17 protein-coding genes and 1 tRNA gene are annotated in these 14,866 nt (G+C 34.7%); 9 read left to right on the top strand and 9 right to left on the bottom strand.

Annotated features, from left to right (window positions below):
* Window positions 1-109: 109 nt before the first annotated feature.
* The 3 genes from YQ22_RS16485 (at window position 110) to YQ22_RS16475 (ending at window position 3,080) form a co-directional block, all read left to right on the top strand.
* Complete coding sequence (locus YQ22_RS16485) at window positions 110-1,537, top strand: amidohydrolase (protein WP_071342064.1); 1,428 nt, start codon at window positions 110-112, stop codon at window positions 1,535-1,537.
* Window positions 1,538-1,617: 80 nt separating this feature from the next.
* Complete coding sequence (locus YQ22_RS16480; protein WP_071342063.1) at window positions 1,618-2,061, top strand: VOC family protein; 444 nt, start codon at window positions 1,618-1,620, stop codon at window positions 2,059-2,061.
* Window positions 2,062-2,087: 26 nt separating this feature from the next.
* Window positions 2,088-3,080 (top strand): pirin family protein, encoded by a 993-nt coding sequence (locus tag YQ22_RS16475; protein WP_071342062.1) that lies wholly within the window; start codon window positions 2,088-2,090, stop codon window positions 3,078-3,080.
* Window positions 3,081-3,151: 71 nt separating this feature from the next.
* Here YQ22_RS16475 and murA read toward each other — a convergent pair whose 3' ends face one another.
* The 3 genes from murA to YQ22_RS16460 form a co-directional block, all read right to left on the bottom strand.
* Window positions 3,152-4,459 (bottom strand): UDP-N-acetylglucosamine 1-carboxyvinyltransferase, encoded by a 1,308-nt coding sequence (murA, locus tag YQ22_RS16470; protein ID WP_071342061.1) that lies wholly within the window; start codon window positions 4,457-4,459, stop codon window positions 3,152-3,154.
* A gap of 15 nt (window positions 4,460-4,474) precedes the next feature.
* Window positions 4,475-5,128: a DUF4290 domain-containing protein gene (locus tag YQ22_RS16465; RefSeq protein ID WP_058102547.1), complete on the bottom strand. Its 654-nt coding sequence runs from the start codon at window positions 5,126-5,128 to the stop codon at window positions 4,475-4,477.
* Window positions 5,129-5,209: 81 nt separating this feature from the next.
* The gene (locus YQ22_RS16460; RefSeq protein WP_071342060.1) at window positions 5,210-5,497 is read right to left on the bottom strand and encodes a DUF493 family protein; all 288 of its coding nucleotides are present in this window, start codon (window positions 5,495-5,497) and stop codon (window positions 5,210-5,212) included.
* Between the two features lie 87 nt (window positions 5,498-5,584).
* On the opposite strand from YQ22_RS16460, the gene YQ22_RS16455 reads away from it, so the two are divergent.
* The 5 genes from YQ22_RS16455 (at window position 5,585) to YQ22_RS16435 (ending at window position 10,110) form a co-directional block, all read left to right on the top strand.
* Window positions 5,585-6,154 (top strand): AAA family ATPase, encoded by a 570-nt coding sequence (locus YQ22_RS16455; RefSeq protein WP_071342059.1) that lies wholly within the window; start codon window positions 5,585-5,587, stop codon window positions 6,152-6,154.
* Entirely contained in the window at window positions 6,147-8,042 is a 1,896-nt protein-coding gene (locus tag YQ22_RS16450) for a RecQ family ATP-dependent DNA helicase (protein ID WP_071342058.1), read from the top strand. The genes YQ22_RS16455 and YQ22_RS16450 overlap by 8 nt, the downstream gene beginning before the upstream one ends.
* A gap of 1 nt (window position 8,043) precedes the next feature.
* Window positions 8,044-8,991, top strand: a complete 948-nt coding sequence (fmt, locus tag YQ22_RS16445; protein WP_071342057.1) for a methionyl-tRNA formyltransferase — start codon at window positions 8,044-8,046, stop codon at window positions 8,989-8,991.
* A 170-nt stretch (window positions 8,992-9,161) separates the two neighbouring features.
* Entirely contained in the window at window positions 9,162-9,437 is a 276-nt protein-coding gene (locus YQ22_RS16440; protein ID WP_257786218.1) for an HU family DNA-binding protein, read from the top strand.
* A 112-nt stretch (window positions 9,438-9,549) separates the two neighbouring features.
* Window positions 9,550-10,110, top strand: coding sequence for a YqgE/AlgH family protein (locus YQ22_RS16435; RefSeq protein ID WP_058102541.1), 561 nt, complete (start codon window positions 9,550-9,552; stop codon window positions 10,108-10,110).
* Here the strand turns inward: YQ22_RS16435 and YQ22_RS16430 are convergent.
* Complete coding sequence (locus YQ22_RS16430) at window positions 10,107-10,964, bottom strand: aminotransferase class IV (protein ID WP_071342056.1); 858 nt, start codon at window positions 10,962-10,964, stop codon at window positions 10,107-10,109. The genes YQ22_RS16435 and YQ22_RS16430 overlap by 4 nt on opposite strands.
* Window positions 10,965-11,015: 51 nt before the next feature.
* Window positions 11,016-11,399 carry an START-like domain-containing protein gene (locus tag YQ22_RS16425; RefSeq protein ID WP_058104221.1) on the bottom strand — a complete coding sequence of 128 codons (384 nt, stop codon included), beginning with the start codon at window positions 11,397-11,399 and terminating at the stop codon, window positions 11,016-11,018.
* A 138-nt stretch (window positions 11,400-11,537) separates the two neighbouring features.
* Between YQ22_RS16425 and YQ22_RS16420 the strand changes: the two genes are divergently transcribed.
* Window positions 11,538-11,611: transfer RNA gene (locus YQ22_RS16420), tRNA-Met, on the top strand.
* A gap of 175 nt (window positions 11,612-11,786) precedes the next feature.
* Here the strand turns inward: YQ22_RS16420 and YQ22_RS16415 are convergent.
* The 4 genes from YQ22_RS16415 to YQ22_RS16400 all read right to left on the bottom strand — a co-directional run bounded on the left by YQ22_RS16415 (window position 11,787) and on the right by YQ22_RS16400 (window position 14,563).
* Window positions 11,787-12,410, bottom strand: a complete 624-nt coding sequence (locus YQ22_RS16415; RefSeq protein WP_071342055.1) for a LysE family translocator — start codon at window positions 12,408-12,410, stop codon at window positions 11,787-11,789.
* Window positions 12,411-12,608: 198 nt separating this feature from the next.
* The gene (locus tag YQ22_RS16410; RefSeq protein ID WP_071342054.1) at window positions 12,609-13,907 is read right to left on the bottom strand and encodes a Y-family DNA polymerase; all 1,299 of its coding nucleotides are present in this window, start codon (window positions 13,905-13,907) and stop codon (window positions 12,609-12,611) included.
* Window positions 13,904-14,269, bottom strand: a complete 366-nt coding sequence (locus YQ22_RS16405) for a S24 family peptidase (RefSeq protein ID WP_071342053.1) — start codon at window positions 14,267-14,269, stop codon at window positions 13,904-13,906. Before YQ22_RS16405 ends, YQ22_RS16410 begins: the two co-directional genes overlap by 4 nt.
* Window positions 14,270-14,284: 15 nt before the next feature.
* Window positions 14,285-14,563 (bottom strand): hypothetical protein, encoded by a 279-nt coding sequence (locus tag YQ22_RS16400; RefSeq protein WP_071342052.1) that lies wholly within the window; start codon window positions 14,561-14,563, stop codon window positions 14,285-14,287.
* Window positions 14,564-14,866: the final 303 nt, after the last annotated feature.

The following is a 14,866-nucleotide window of genomic DNA, read 5'->3' as shown; positions in this document are numbered from 1 at the left end:
ACGATTTTCATAATTATTCAGAATACAAAAAATCATCAGAAGAAATTAGGTTAAAGTTGAGTATATTTAAAAGTACTAATCAAAACAACTACTTAATCTAATTGAAAAAATGAAAAAAACAATTCTAATGGCACTCTGTTTTTGCTTGAGTGCAACAGTTTTTGCCCAGAAAATGAGCAAAGACAAAAACCAAATCATCACTTCTGTTGAAAAACACAAAGAAGAATTAATTAAAATTAGCGATTCTATTTGGGCATTGGCAGAAACTGCTTTTGACGAAAGTGAATCTTCACGAATTTTAGCTGATTATGCTGAAAAAAATGGGCTAAAAGTTACAAGAGGCGTTGCAGATATCCCAACCGCTTTTACAGCTACTTACGGATCAGGAAGTCCCGTAATCAGTATCTTGGGAGAGTTTGATGCCTTGCCGGGAATTTCTCAAAAGGCATCACCCGTAAAAGAACCCTATGAAGAAGGTGCGGCTGGGCATGGTTGTGGTCACAACATGTTTGGTACCGCAAGTTTGGGTTCGGCAATTGCTATCAAAGAATTAATGGAAGCCGGAAAAATAAAAGGAACGGTTAAATTTTTAGGCACACCTGCGGAAGAAAAGTATTTTGCAAAAGTTTGGATGGTAAAGGCCGGACTTTGGGATGATGTAGATGTCAATGTAAGCTGGCACCCATCTGCTCAAATAGAGGCAGACGTACAGAGCGGACTTTCGTTAATAGATTTTATCGTAGAATTTTACGGTCAAACAGCTCACGCTTCTGCCGATCCATGGAATGGAAGAAGTGCCTCTGATGCCCTGGAGCTTTATACCACCGGGATAAACTATTATAGAGAACATATTTTACCAACTTCTAGAATACATTATCATATACAAGATGGAGGTCAAGTGGTTAACGTAGTCCCAGACTATGCCAAGCTTTGGGTACGTGTTAGAGATCCTAAAAGATCAAAAATGCTACCCACTTATGAACGTGTAAAAGAAATGGCGGAAGGCGCCGCGATAATGGCCAATGTAGATTATAAGATTTCTTTGGTATCGGGTATTTACGAAACATTGGTAAACCGGTCTGGGGGAGAAATTATGCAATCCAATTTGGAATTATTAGGTCCTATTACCTACACTGAAGAAGAAACTGCCTTTGGTAAGGCAATACAAAAAGCAACAGGTAAACCAGAGGTAGGAATAGACGGATCGGTACATCCATTAAAGGAAACGGAAAAGAATCCAGGTGGTGGATCTACAGATGTTGGTGATGTAAGTTGGAACGTACCAAATATAAATTTAGGGGTATCAGTAGCTCCTACCGGCACACCGTGGCATTCCTGGGCCGTAGTGGCTTGCGGCGGCATGTCTATTGGTCATAAAGGAATGATACATGCATCTAAAGCAATGGCAATGACTATGCTAGACCTCTTTCAAAATCCTAAATTGGTGAATAAAGTAAAAGAAGAATACAAAACACGTAAAGGTGATGAAGTTTATGAACCTATGATAGATGGTCCGCCACCATTAAACGGTCAATAATTCTAAAGAAAAAGAAGCTATCTTAACAGATAGCTTCTTTCATTTTTAAGTAACTTGAACCAAACTTAAACAACAAAAAAATGAAAAAAATAACCATACTACTATTCACTATATGTAGTACAGTTGTGTCTGCCCAATCGTTTGATTTTGATTATGACCATTATTCTGTAATTGTTAAGGATTTGGACAAGGTGGGAGATTTTTACAAAAACGTTTTAAACCTCAAAGAAATACCACATCCATCAGCACCAAGCGGATTTAAGTGGTTTGTTATACAAGGTAACTCTCAGCTACATTTAATAGGAAAAGATAGTGTTGCCATGCAGCACAGCAAAAGTGTACACCTATGTTTGGCCACCCAAAAATTAGATGAATTAATAGCCTCTTTAGAAAAAAAACAAATTACGTATTATGACTGGCCAGGGGCAGAGAATTCAGTAACCTTAAGAGCGGATGGTGTTAGGCAGATTTATTTAAAAGACCCAGAGAACAATTGGGTAGAAATCAACAATGCGGTTCACTGATTGTTTAACTGACAACTAAAACAAATATGGAAATTAAAAACATTTTTAAACTAGGCTTTCCATGGCAAACACAAGATCCCTTCTTATTTTGTGTTTATCATTTAGACCATTATCCAAAAGGCAATGGAGAGTTAGGACCAGATGATTCATTAGAAGAAAGAACTTTAGGGAATGATTTTGAGATAAAGGATGGGTATAGAATGTATCATGGTTCAACGGTGCCAGGTTTTCCTGCTCATCCACATCGTGGATTTGAAACGATTACCATTGTTAATAAAGGATTTTGTGATCATTCAGATTCACTTGGTGCCGCTGGGCGTTTTGGTGAAGGTGATGTACAATGGATGACGGCCGGCAGAGGTGTTCAGCATTCAGAAATGTTTCCCTTGGTACACACTCAAAAAGAAAATCCTTTAGAGTTATTTCAAATCTGGCTGAACTTACCTGCTAAAAGTAAATTTGTAGACCCACACTTTAAAATGTTATGGCACGAAGAAATTCCTGTTGTTAAATTAGAAAACGCCAGCGTAAAAGTTATTGCCGGGCAATTTAAAGCAAACAATGCACCAGATCCAGCACCTGACTCTTGGGCAAATGATCCAGAGAATGATGTTGCCATTTGGAATATTACAGTTGAATTAAATGGGACCCTTACATTGCCAAAAGCAAAAATAGGTACACAAAGGACAATTTATTTTTATGATGGCAACACCATAAATCTTGCAGGAGAATCCATAGAGCCGAATCATGGCGTAAATGTTGATGCCACTAAAGAAATTAAGATAGAAGCCATTGGTGCAGATGCCCATTTACTTATACTACAAGGTAAACCTATTGAAGAACCTGTTGCTAAATACGGTCCGTTTGTAATGAATACCGATGAAGAATTACAAAATGCGATGAATGAATTTAGAACCACACAATTTGGAGGATGGCCATGGAGATACCCTGACCATACCCATGAAGTTAATCGTGGTAGATTCGCTCAATATCCTGATGGGACAATTATAGAAAAATAGTATAAAAACTAAAAAACTCCATAATAGACAAGCATCTACTATGGAGTTTTATTTATTTTATAATTAAAGTATTACACTCTAACAATTTTAGCACCAATAGCGCGTAGTCTTTCATCTATATTTTCATAACCACGATCTATCTGTTCAATATTATGAATGGTAGACGTTCCTTTAGCAGATAATGCTGCAATTAATAAAGAAACACCTGCTCTAATATCTGGCGAGGTCATTGTGGTCGCCTTCAATGTAGATTGAAAATCATGACCAATAACAGTAGCTCTATGTGGATCACAAAGAATAACCTTTGCTCCCATATCCAATAACTTATCTACAAAGAACAAACGGCTTTCAAACATCTTTTGATGAATCAATACCTCTCCCCTAGATTGTGTGGCAACTACCAAAATAATACTCAATAAATCTGGAGTTAATCCCGGCCAAGGCGCATCTGCAATGGTTAAAATAGATCCATCTATATAATTTTGAATTTCGTAGCCATCTTTATGCTCAGGAATGTAAATATCATCTCCTTTTCTTTCTAAGGTGATACCTAATTTACCAAATACCGTAGGAATTTGTCCTAAATCGTCCCAACTTACATCTTTAATGGTCAATTCACTTTTAGTCATTGCCGCCAAACCGATCCAACTACCAATTTCGATCATATCGGGCAACATACGGTGATCTGTACCTCCTAATTTTTCAACTCCATCAATAACCAATAGATTAGAACCAACACCTGTAATTTTAGCGCCCATTCTATTTAGCATTTTACAAAGTTGCTGTAAATAAGGCTCACATGCTGCATTGTAAATAGTTGTTTGACCTTCTGCCAAGACAGCTGCCATTACAATATTCGCAGTTCCAGTTACAGAAGCTTCATCTAACAACATATAGGTACCCTTCAGATTATCAGCTTCAACACCATAAAAGTATTCCTCCTTGTTGTAGCGAAATTTTGCACCAAGCTTAATAAAGCCTTCAAAATGGGTATCTAACCGTCTACGTCCAATTTTATCACCACCTGGTTTTGGTATGTATCCTTTTCCAAAACGTGCCAGTAATGGACCTACCAACATAATAGATCCTCTTAAACCTCTACCATCTTGCTTGAACTGATCAGATTGTAAATATTCTAAATTAACATCGTCTGCCTTAAATGTATAGGAGCCTTTGCCTTTCTTCTGAATTTTTACACCTAGATCTTCTAAAAGTGCAATGAGTTTATTTACATCTACAATATCCGGTATATTGTTGATCGTTACTTTTTCATCTGTAAGTAGTACAGCGCAAAGTATTTGAAGTGCTTCGTTCTTTGCACCTTGAGGTGTTATTTCACCAGATAACTGATGCCCTCCTTCAATTTTGAATGTCCCCATCTAGAGAAGTGGAAATTAATAGCGTTTTTTACCGCGGTTATTATTTCTTTGATTTTTTTTATTTGAACTGGACCTAGGGTTTTTGGCTACTCTATTCTTCAAAAACTGACCACTATCGGTTAAGCTTTCACCTGTTGAAGCCAAGTCTATACGACCATCACTCAACTCAAATAAATGCTTAAATATAGCTTTATCGTCAACAACGTCTTTGTTCCAATTTAAATAGCATTTTTTCATATGGTTGGCAATTGCATACTCTAAACCAGAGCGTTTATCACCTTTCTCCCACTCTACAGCTACATCTATCATTCGTTTTATGTTGTTGCCATAAAACCTGTATTTTGGAAAATTCTGTGGATACTCTAATGCATCAGGTCTTTGTTTCAACACCTCTTTTGAAGTAATTGGAAAAGGTGAGTCCACATCCAACTTAAAATCAGACATGATAAAAAGTTGATCCCAAAGTTTATGTTGAAAATCTGGCACATCACGTAAATGTGGTTGCAGATTTCCCATTACACTTATAATTGCCTGGGCTACTTTATTTCTTTCTTCGCGATCTTCAATGGACACTGCATGATCTACCATTTTTTGAAAATGACGACCGTATTCAGGTATGATCAAATGAGGACGCTCCGTATTGTATTCTAGGTTTTCTACTAATTGCAAATTGAAAATTTTAGCTTAATGTGATTGAGAAGTGTTCTAATAACGATGCCAAATTAATAAAATTATAGATGAAATGCTATTTTATAAGGAGATTACCCCTCCTATTTTACCAACTTCTTTATATTTTTCTATAACCTGATCAGGTCCGTTTAAATTAACGGTAATAGAAACACTGGTATATTTTCCATTTTTGGATTTCTTTAAGTTGATGACAGCTCCCATATTATCAAAAATTGCTTCGATCTGGTCTATTTTACCTGTAGCGGTTTCAACAATGAACTTGTAAAGATAATTAGACGGCCATTTAGAAGTTTCTGTAAGCTGCTCTCTTAATTTTTTATAAAATTCCTCTGGATTCTTTTCGTCCATAACTCATATTTTAAGCAAAGATAAGTCTAATACACCAGTTTTTTAATACTAGCGGTTTATGTACTTTTGCGTTTATAATATAAGAGTTTGAAAAGCAAAAGAATTGTTGTCACTGGAGGACCGGGGACTGGAAAAACTGTATTGATATCATCCCTGGAAAATAATGGATACCATTGTTTTCATGAAGTTATAAGGACCATGACTTTAGATGCATTGGGCGATGTTTCATTAGAAGATCAATTGGTCAACCCTATTGATTTTGTTAAAGATGCCAAGAGTTTTAACGATGAGTTGATCAATGCTCGACTAAAGCATTTTGAGAACGGTAACAACATAAATAAGGAACACGTATTCTACGATCGTGGATTACCTGACGTTATTGCATATATGAACTATTTTGGGCAATCTCCTGAGCCACGTTATGCCGATTTATGTTCAAAAAACAGGTATGACGAAGTGTTAATACTACCACCATGGAAAGAAATCTATATACAGGATAATGAAAGAATGGAAAATTTTGAGCAAGCTTGTGGTATTCATGAACAATTGGAAAACACGTATATACAATTAGGGTACAAACCTGTTGAAGTTCCTTTTGGAACCATTGAAAATAGATTGCAATTTGTAATAGACCACATAAACGGCGCTAGTGAATAATACCCCAAAAGAAATCTTATCCAAATACTGGGGTTTTGATAGTTTTAGGGGCTCTCAAGAAGAAATCATCAATGCCATAATCAATGGTCAAGATGTACTAGGTCTACTGCCCACTGGTGGTGGAAAATCTATTTGTTTTCAGGTTCCTGCGTTATCAAAAGAAGGCATTTGCATTGTAATATCGCCGCTTATCGCTTTAATTGAAAACCAAGTAAACAATCTTCAATCATTAGGCATTAAAGCCATTGGTCTAAAAGGCGGACTTAAATTCAACGAGATCGATAAGCTATTGGATAATTGCATTTATGGTAATTACAAATTCCTATATCTATCACCGGAACGCCTACAACAAGAATTAGTACAAGAGCGTATAAAAAGCATGAACGTTTCTATGTATGTTATTGATGAAGCTCACTGTATATCACAATGGGGACATGATTTTAGACCCGCCTATTTAAGTTGCTCCATTTTAAGGGAATTACACCCTACTCCTCCAATGGTAGCTTTGACCGCAACGGCTACAAAAAGAGTAAGTGAAGATATTATCAGTTCATTAGAACTTACTTACCCTTTAGTCATAAAGGATTCATTTTTTAGAAAAAATATTGGGCTAGAAGTTCAGTTTACCGAAGATAAAAGAGGGTTTTTAAAACAATACTGCCAAAAAGTACGGCATAGTGCCATAATTTACGTTAGAAGTAGAAGAATGGCAGAAGAATTGTCTAAGTTCTTGGTGAACAACAACCTTAGTGCTACTTTTTACCATGGCGGTGTAGATCAGGTAAAAAAAACAGAACGATTGAATTTTTGGCTTAAGAACAAGTACAAAATTATGGTCGCCACCAATGCCTTTGGTATGGGCATAGACAAACCAGACGTAGAATTGGTTATACATTATCAAATTCCCGATAGTTTAGAAAATTACTTTCAAGAGGCTGGTAGAGCCGGTAGAAATGGGGAATTTTCAAAAGCAATAATTCTGACCAATACAACCGATAAAGTTCTGGTAAAAAGGCAGTTTATTGAAATTCTACCTAGTGTTGCCCAGGTGAAGTTGATCTATAAAAAACTAAATACTTTCTTTCAAATTGGATTTGGCGAATTCACCGAAGCAAAATTTCATCTTAATTTCAATAAATTCTGTAGCATATATAAGCTCAATACCTTTGTTACTTATAATACCTTACAGTTATTGGACAGAAATTCGGTTATTTCACTTTCTGAAAATTTTTCAAAAAAAATTACCATTAAATTTATAACGGACAAGGACACCCTTTATCGATATATAGATAAGAACAACAAACTGGGTGATTTTATAAAAATTGTACTTCGAACCTATGGTGGGTTATTTGAGTTTGACACACATATTAACACCTATGTATTATCCAAAAAAACAGCTCTACCAGAAAAAATGATCCATCAAAATTTTGAACAATTGGCAAAAGATGAGATTATAGATTACACAAGCGCATCTAGCGATTTAGAATTGTTTTTCTTGGTACCAAGAGATGATGACAGGACTATAAATGTATTTGCAAAAAATATTGAAGAACAAAACCAACTTAAAATAGCAAAAGTTGATGCAATGCTTACTTACATTGAAAATGATACTATGTGTAGAAGCATACAGCTCTTACATTATTTTGGAGAACAACTAGAACAACCCTGCGGAATATGTGATGTTTGCGTTAGTCAGTCAACAGGAAACACACCTATTGTTCACGCCAAAATAAAAATCATCCAAATATTAAAAGAGAAAAATGCAGGTTCACGAGAATTACAAAATAAACTCAATACCTCTCAAGAGATAACCATTGCTGCAATACAGGAGCTCTTGGAGGATAATTATATTACATTAAACAACATTAACGAATACCAACTATTATAATATGGAAGCATTGAGAATTGTATTTATGGGAACACCGGACTTTGCCGTAGGCATTTTAGATAAACTGGTTAAAAATGAATATAATATTGTTGGCGTCATTACAGCACCGGACAGACCTGCGGGCAGAGGAAGAAAACTTAATCAATCTGCAGTTAAAAAATATGCTGTTGAAAATAATCTTAAAGTACTTCAACCTACTAATCTAAAAGACGAAGACTTTTTAAATACTCTAAAATCGCTAAATGCCAATTTACAAATTGTTGTTGCTTTTAGAATGTTGCCCAAAGTAGTTTGGAGTATGCCCGAATATGGCACATTTAACTTACATGCTTCACTATTGCCACAATACCGTGGTGCAGCCCCTATCAATTGGGCAATTATTAATGGAGAGACAAAAACAGGGGTTACCACATTTTTTATTGACGAAAAAATTGACACCGGTGAAATAATTATGCAAGACGAGGCAGTGATTGAAGAAACCGATAATGCCGAAGATTTACATGATAGGTTAATGCATTTAGGAGCAAACACCGTACTAAAAACCGTAGAACAAATTGAATCTGGGAATTTTACTACCCATGCGCAGCCTAATTTACCAAGTTTAAAAGATGCACATAAAATACATAGGGAAACTTGTGAAATAAACTGGAGCAATTCTGCCGTTACCATATATAATTTCATCAGAGGTTTAAGTCCATACCCAGCTGCCTGGACCACACTTACCAATGGTGACCAAAATATCATCACAAAAATATATAAAGTAGAAACCGAAACCGAAAAACATGACCTTGCAGTGGGAACGCTAGTTTTTAATAAGAAAGAGATAAAAGTAGCCGTTAAAGAGGGATATATAAATCTACTAGAAATACAGTTACAGGGTAAGAAAAGAATGCAAGTAAAAGACCTGTTGAACGGCCTTAATTTGGAAGAAAATGCAAAAATGGGCTGAAGCCCCGTTATTATTGGGCTGAAAGAAACGTAGAAAAAAACCTACTTTATCAACAAACACGCTGAGTTATCAACAAAATAAGGGATTTCCGCCCGTTTTACTTGCGTTGCCCAGAAATCCATATAAATTTGTTAGTAGGTATAAATTATTTAATCACAATTAATTATCACATTATGAACAAAACAGAATTGATCGATGCAATGGCAGCTGACGCTGGCATCACAAAAGCTGCGGCAAAAAAGTCATTGGAATCTTTCTTGGGAAATGTTGAAAATTCTCTTAAAAAAGGAGATAGAGTTTCTTTAGTAGGTTTCGGTTCTTGGTCCGTATCTAAAAGAAATGCAAGAGAAGGTAGAAATCCATCAACTGGAAAAACTATCCAAATCGCTGCTAAAAATGTAGTTAAGTTTAAAGCAGGTGCTGATTTAGGTAAAGCTGTAAACTAATTTTACACTGATAAATTTATGAAAAGCGCCTTTAAGGGCGCTTTTTTTATTTCTATGTTTTTGATTTTTAAGAGGATTTGTCTTACTTTAGAAATATAATCATATCAAATTTATGATAGCTTTAAAACCAACCAAGGGAAAATTACTAGTGGCCGAACCATCGTTAACTGGAGATGTTTCGTTTAACCGGTCTGTAGTTTTATTAGCAGAACACAGTACTGAGGGCTCTGTTGGCTTTATTTTAAATAAGCCATTAGAGTACCAAATCAATGAATTGGTTACTGAAATAGAATTACCTTTTCAAGTATATAATGGCGGTCCCGTAGAGCAAGACAACCTCTATTTTATACACAAGGTTCCGCATTTAATTGACAACAGTGTTGAGATTTCTGATGGTATATATTGGGGAGGAGATTTTGAAACCACTGTAGAATTGATCAATAAGGAAATTATATCAGAAGATGATATTCGTTTCTTTTTAGGATACTCAGGCTGGTCATCTTTACAACTAGACGAAGAGCTTACCTCAAAATCGTGGATAGTTGTAGAAAATGAACATGAAAGCAGAATCATTCAAAGGGCCGCAAAAGCCATTTGGAAAGAAAATATGATTCAATTAGGTGGTAATTATCTTTTATGGTCAAATGCTCCAGAGAACCCCAGTTTAAATTAACTCCCGGGACTCAAAGACAATCTTGCCGCAGCATTTAGTTTACCCAATAAACTTTTAGAAACGGTATTAACAAAATCCTTCTTTCTGTATTTGGTTATAGGAATAATTCCGTCAATTGCATTGACTATGAAAAGTTCATCTGCTTTTTGTAGCTCAAAAGGAGAAACACTGTCTTCCACAAACTCAAACTCTTTTAAATTAGAAATCACTTCCACCAATTTTTTTCTAAGAATACCATTGGTACAACCATCTGTAATGGGCGGAGTTTTAACCTGACTACCTTTTACAACAAAAATATTGCCATTTATAGCCTCTATAACCTGCTTTCTCTCATTAAGCAACAGACAATCCTGATAATCATTTTCGCGTGCGTAAATCGCAGCTACAACACTTAAAATTTTATTGTTGGTATCTAAGTTAGATAGCATCGTAGAATTTTTATAAAAGTCTTTAAAAAGTTCTACTTCATAAATGCTATTGTTCAATACAAAAAAAGGGTTCTCTAACGTACTGCTGTTAATAAAATAAGAAATACTATTATCAGAATCAAAATAATCTTCTTGACTATTTCTAAAAACGTTGAATTTAACCCGCTTTGCTTTTTTAAGGTCACTTTCAGAGAATATCTTAAGAATTTCAGCTTCCATGAACTCCATAGTAAAGTTCATTGGAATTTCCATTCTCAATATTCTCATGGACGACATTAGGCGTAAATAATGATCTTCTAGATAAATTATTTCACCGTTCACCACCCTTAACTCTTCAAAAACGGCATCACCCAGCTGCACTCCCCTGTTCTTTTCATTTAGAAAAGATGAATTATCCTCTAGTAGTCCGCCATTAAAATTGAACATAAAAAAGCCTTAAAAAATTAAGGCTCAAAGATACTGTAAATAAGAATATTTTTAAGCTGAACCCAATACCTGTTTTAAATCAGATACTTGATTGGTCCAAAGCATTTTAGACTCGTCTATCTCATCTTCTTCGGCAAAGTCGGTTATAAACAATGAAACATCTTTTGTTATTTCATCAACTATTATCTTCATTTCAAAAAAGCTATCATCGTCTGCTTCTTCCCAAGCAAAACGTACAAACTCATCTGTTTTTCTTTTTAACAGTTTAGCCTCTTCTTCTGCCCCGTCCCAAATGAAGGTAAATTTTTCACCTCTAGAATTAACATTATCCGCAAACCATTCAGACAGTCCTGAAGGCGTTGCTAAGTACTGATATAACATTTGTGGTGAAGACTGAATTACAAACTCTATTTCAAATTTTATTTTATCGCTCATTGTCATGCTACTTTATGCCGAGCAATATATATATTTCTAAATGATAAAAAAATAAATGATCAGTATAATTTTTTTCATGAAGTTTTGTTGAAGAACAAATAAATTACCACTATATTTGCAGCCGTTTAAAAATAATATGGCGAGGTAGCTCAGTTGGTTAGAGCGTCGGATTCATAACCCGGAGGTCGGGGGATCGTGCCCCCCTCTCGCTACAGTAGGTAAAGACCAACAAAATCAACGGTTTAGCAAATGCTAAACCGTTTTTTATTGGACAAATTCTATGTTATAATGCTATCAAACTTCTAAATTATTGCTTTCGCAAAGTTGAAGTTATTATGAAGTTGTCCTTTAAATTCAGTTATATAGCTTTGAGAAACTAGCATAAAGCTATTTACTCAACAAATAAATTAAATTACCTATTGCCACCACTCCTGTTAAACACCCCAAAATAAAGTCCATCTTAGATGCTATAAAATCTAATTTATTTTCAATTCTTTTTGCTACTATAGCATACAAGGTATACAGGGTAAAAGAGCCAATGGTTGAACCAATTGAAAAATAAAAGGCATTTAGGTAACTGTATTCAAAATAGTCAAACCCTATTAATAGCGATATAAACGTAAAATAAAAAGGAATTGCCATCATGTTCAATAAGGACATGAATATTCCGTAGAAATAAGATTTTGATTTCTGTATTACTTTATCCTTTGCTTTTTCTTTTGACGTATAATAGATTCTAAAAAAATTTATGGATAAAAGAAAAAGAATTCCTGTTCCAATTTGCTGAATTAAGTTTATATATTCAGAATTTTTCATTAAAACATTAGCTAAATAAGCACCTACATTTGCCTGAAAGAACAAGACGGTTGCGTAACCTGCAATGATATAAAATGTAGCTTTTGTACCATTTCTTAAACTATATTTTACCACTGTCAAGTTTAAAAAACTAGGAGTAATACTACCCAATGAAGCAATGCAAAAACCCATTAATACACAAATAAGAACATTCATAATTTTATATTGTTCAGCAAATAACTGTAATAACTTATATTAACGTTAATACGTTTCCGCTTATTTGTAACTCTTAATGCTGAAGACCCAACTAATTTTTAAAGTTTATGAATTACATCGACTAATTTTTATTCAAGTCCGAATACAATTAAGAATCGGTTATGAACGCCGCAACTACCCAATGAACATAAATAATACTTAAAATACAAGCTTATTTGGCTTGCACAAAGAACTACCCACAGTCATTAACTCTCCCCATTGAGTGGTATATCTAGGGCTTCGATGTTCTTTTATTAGTGCCCATTCCTTAGTTCGGTTTCCAACTGTGGCGACTTTAATTTTATTTTTCCCAAACTTACTATTAAGGTTATCTATAACCTTAGTAATACATTCACTTTCACTCTTATGAGGGTTGGCAAACAAGTTGGTCTGTACTTCATTTTGGTGTACCAATTGGGTCAAATTAACACCTACTTTCTTATACCGGTAACCATTTTTATAAATTTGACGCAAACCTTTTAACGCTTCCTTTGTCAGTTTAAGCGTACTATCAGTTGGTGTATCAAGATTCATATAGATTTTATTTCTGTACTGTTTATCTATGGAACTATGTTGATTGGTCTGTAGGGAAACTTCTATTTGAGATGCTAAACTTTTTTGTTGTCTGAGCAAGTCTGCCACTTCGGCTACATAATAGCTACAGGCTTCTTCTATGAGCGAATAGTCGGTCAATTTATAACCAAAGGATTTTGCTGTGCCAATGCCTTTTTTAGCAGAGGCCTCTGTTTCTAATTCCAAACAGGGTATATTGTTCAATTCTCTCCATAAACGCTCTCCTATAACCGTCATTTCCTTTCTTACCCAAGCCACGGGCATATTGGCAAAATCTAGAGCAGTATGAATACCATTGTTTTGAAGACGAATAGTATGTTTTTTACCAATTCCCCAAATGTCTTTTACTTGAAGATTGCGTAAAAGATGCTGCCTCTTTTTTTCACTATCCACTACATAGACATTATGGTTCAATGGTATTTTCTTGGCATATTTATTCGCCAATTTAGATAGTGACTTTGTCTTAGCAATACCTACCCCCACAGGTATTCCAGTATTTTTATGTACTGTATTTTTAATGTTGTGTGCTATTACATTATAATCATCGATTTTTAGACAGCCCAAGTCTACAAAACTTTCATCAATGCTGTATTCTTCTACTCTTGGGGAAAATGTCATTAAGGTATCCATCACCCTTCTAGACATATCACTATACAATGTGTAATTCGATGAAAAATAAGTTACATTATTTTCATCCAATAATTTTCTGATCTTGAAAATAGGTTGAAACATTGGAATATCTGTCAATGCCTTTGCCTCTTTATTAGCTGCAATAATACATCCGTCATTGTTGCTCAGCACCACTACTGGTTTATTTGTCAAATCTGGTCTAAAGACTTGTTCGCAAGATGCATAAAAGCTGTTACAGTCCACCAATGCGATCATAAAGTAGATTTAATTATATATGTTATTGTACCCCATATATTTAATTCAGATAATGAAGTTTCATCAATTTTTATAATTTTAAAACTATCTTCTACAGTAGCTAATACCAATTGATTTCTTTTTGGGGTAATGGATTTATCTACAATCAAAACATCATTTGTATTTATACCTACCTCATTATGTTCATCATCCACTACCCTGATAAAAAAAGTAGCCGAAGAATTGGTTACCAAAACTTCGTTCAGGTCTATTCTAGGCTCTGCATAATGTGTTGCCGGACTAGAGAAACCTGTTTGTGTTGGTCTTTTAACACGATGGCTATTTTCAGATTTTTTGATTAAAATATTTCCCAAGTTATTCATACCCTAATTGTTACGTCATTTATTTTTTAATTCCCTCACCCAATCATCATACGGTAAGTTCCAGAAACCCAATACCGGCATGATCTTAAATGTTACTTGCGATGGATACCGGTAGTATAAATAAATATCATTGGTATCCGTTTCATATTCCACGTAGAAACCCTGCATAGAAATAGGTTTTTGCGCTATTAGTCCAGAATCCCTTAATGCACACTCATAGCGCTCTTTTCCTATTTCCTTAAGAAGAGCTTTTATACACTTAATATTATAATTTCTGAATACGGTTATGGACATTGTCCAAATTTCAGGATATATTCCAAATAATATATTGTAACTTTGAAAAAATTATCAACAAAAAAGTTGAAAACAAAAAAAACCACCTCGAGGCGAGGTGGTCAACCAAATCCAAATTCTAAACTCTTTACACAAATAAAGAGCATCAAAAACTTAATACGTGTGTAAAATTAAAAATTGTAAATAATGGATATGAAGAAATTATTAACGCAATAAAACTTATATAGCTTCCAATCCCTTTTAGGTCAAACAAAATATAGTTAGAGTTATCATGCACTTTAGCTATTTCCTAAATTAAATTTT

This window comes from Maribacter sp. 1_2014MBL_MicDiv (assembly GCF_001865655.1).
Lineage (GTDB): Bacteria > Bacteroidota > Bacteroidia > Flavobacteriales > Flavobacteriaceae > Maribacter > Maribacter dokdonensis.
The sequence above is the reverse complement of the archived record's forward strand: the minus strand, read 5'-3'. Positions and strand labels throughout refer to the sequence as shown.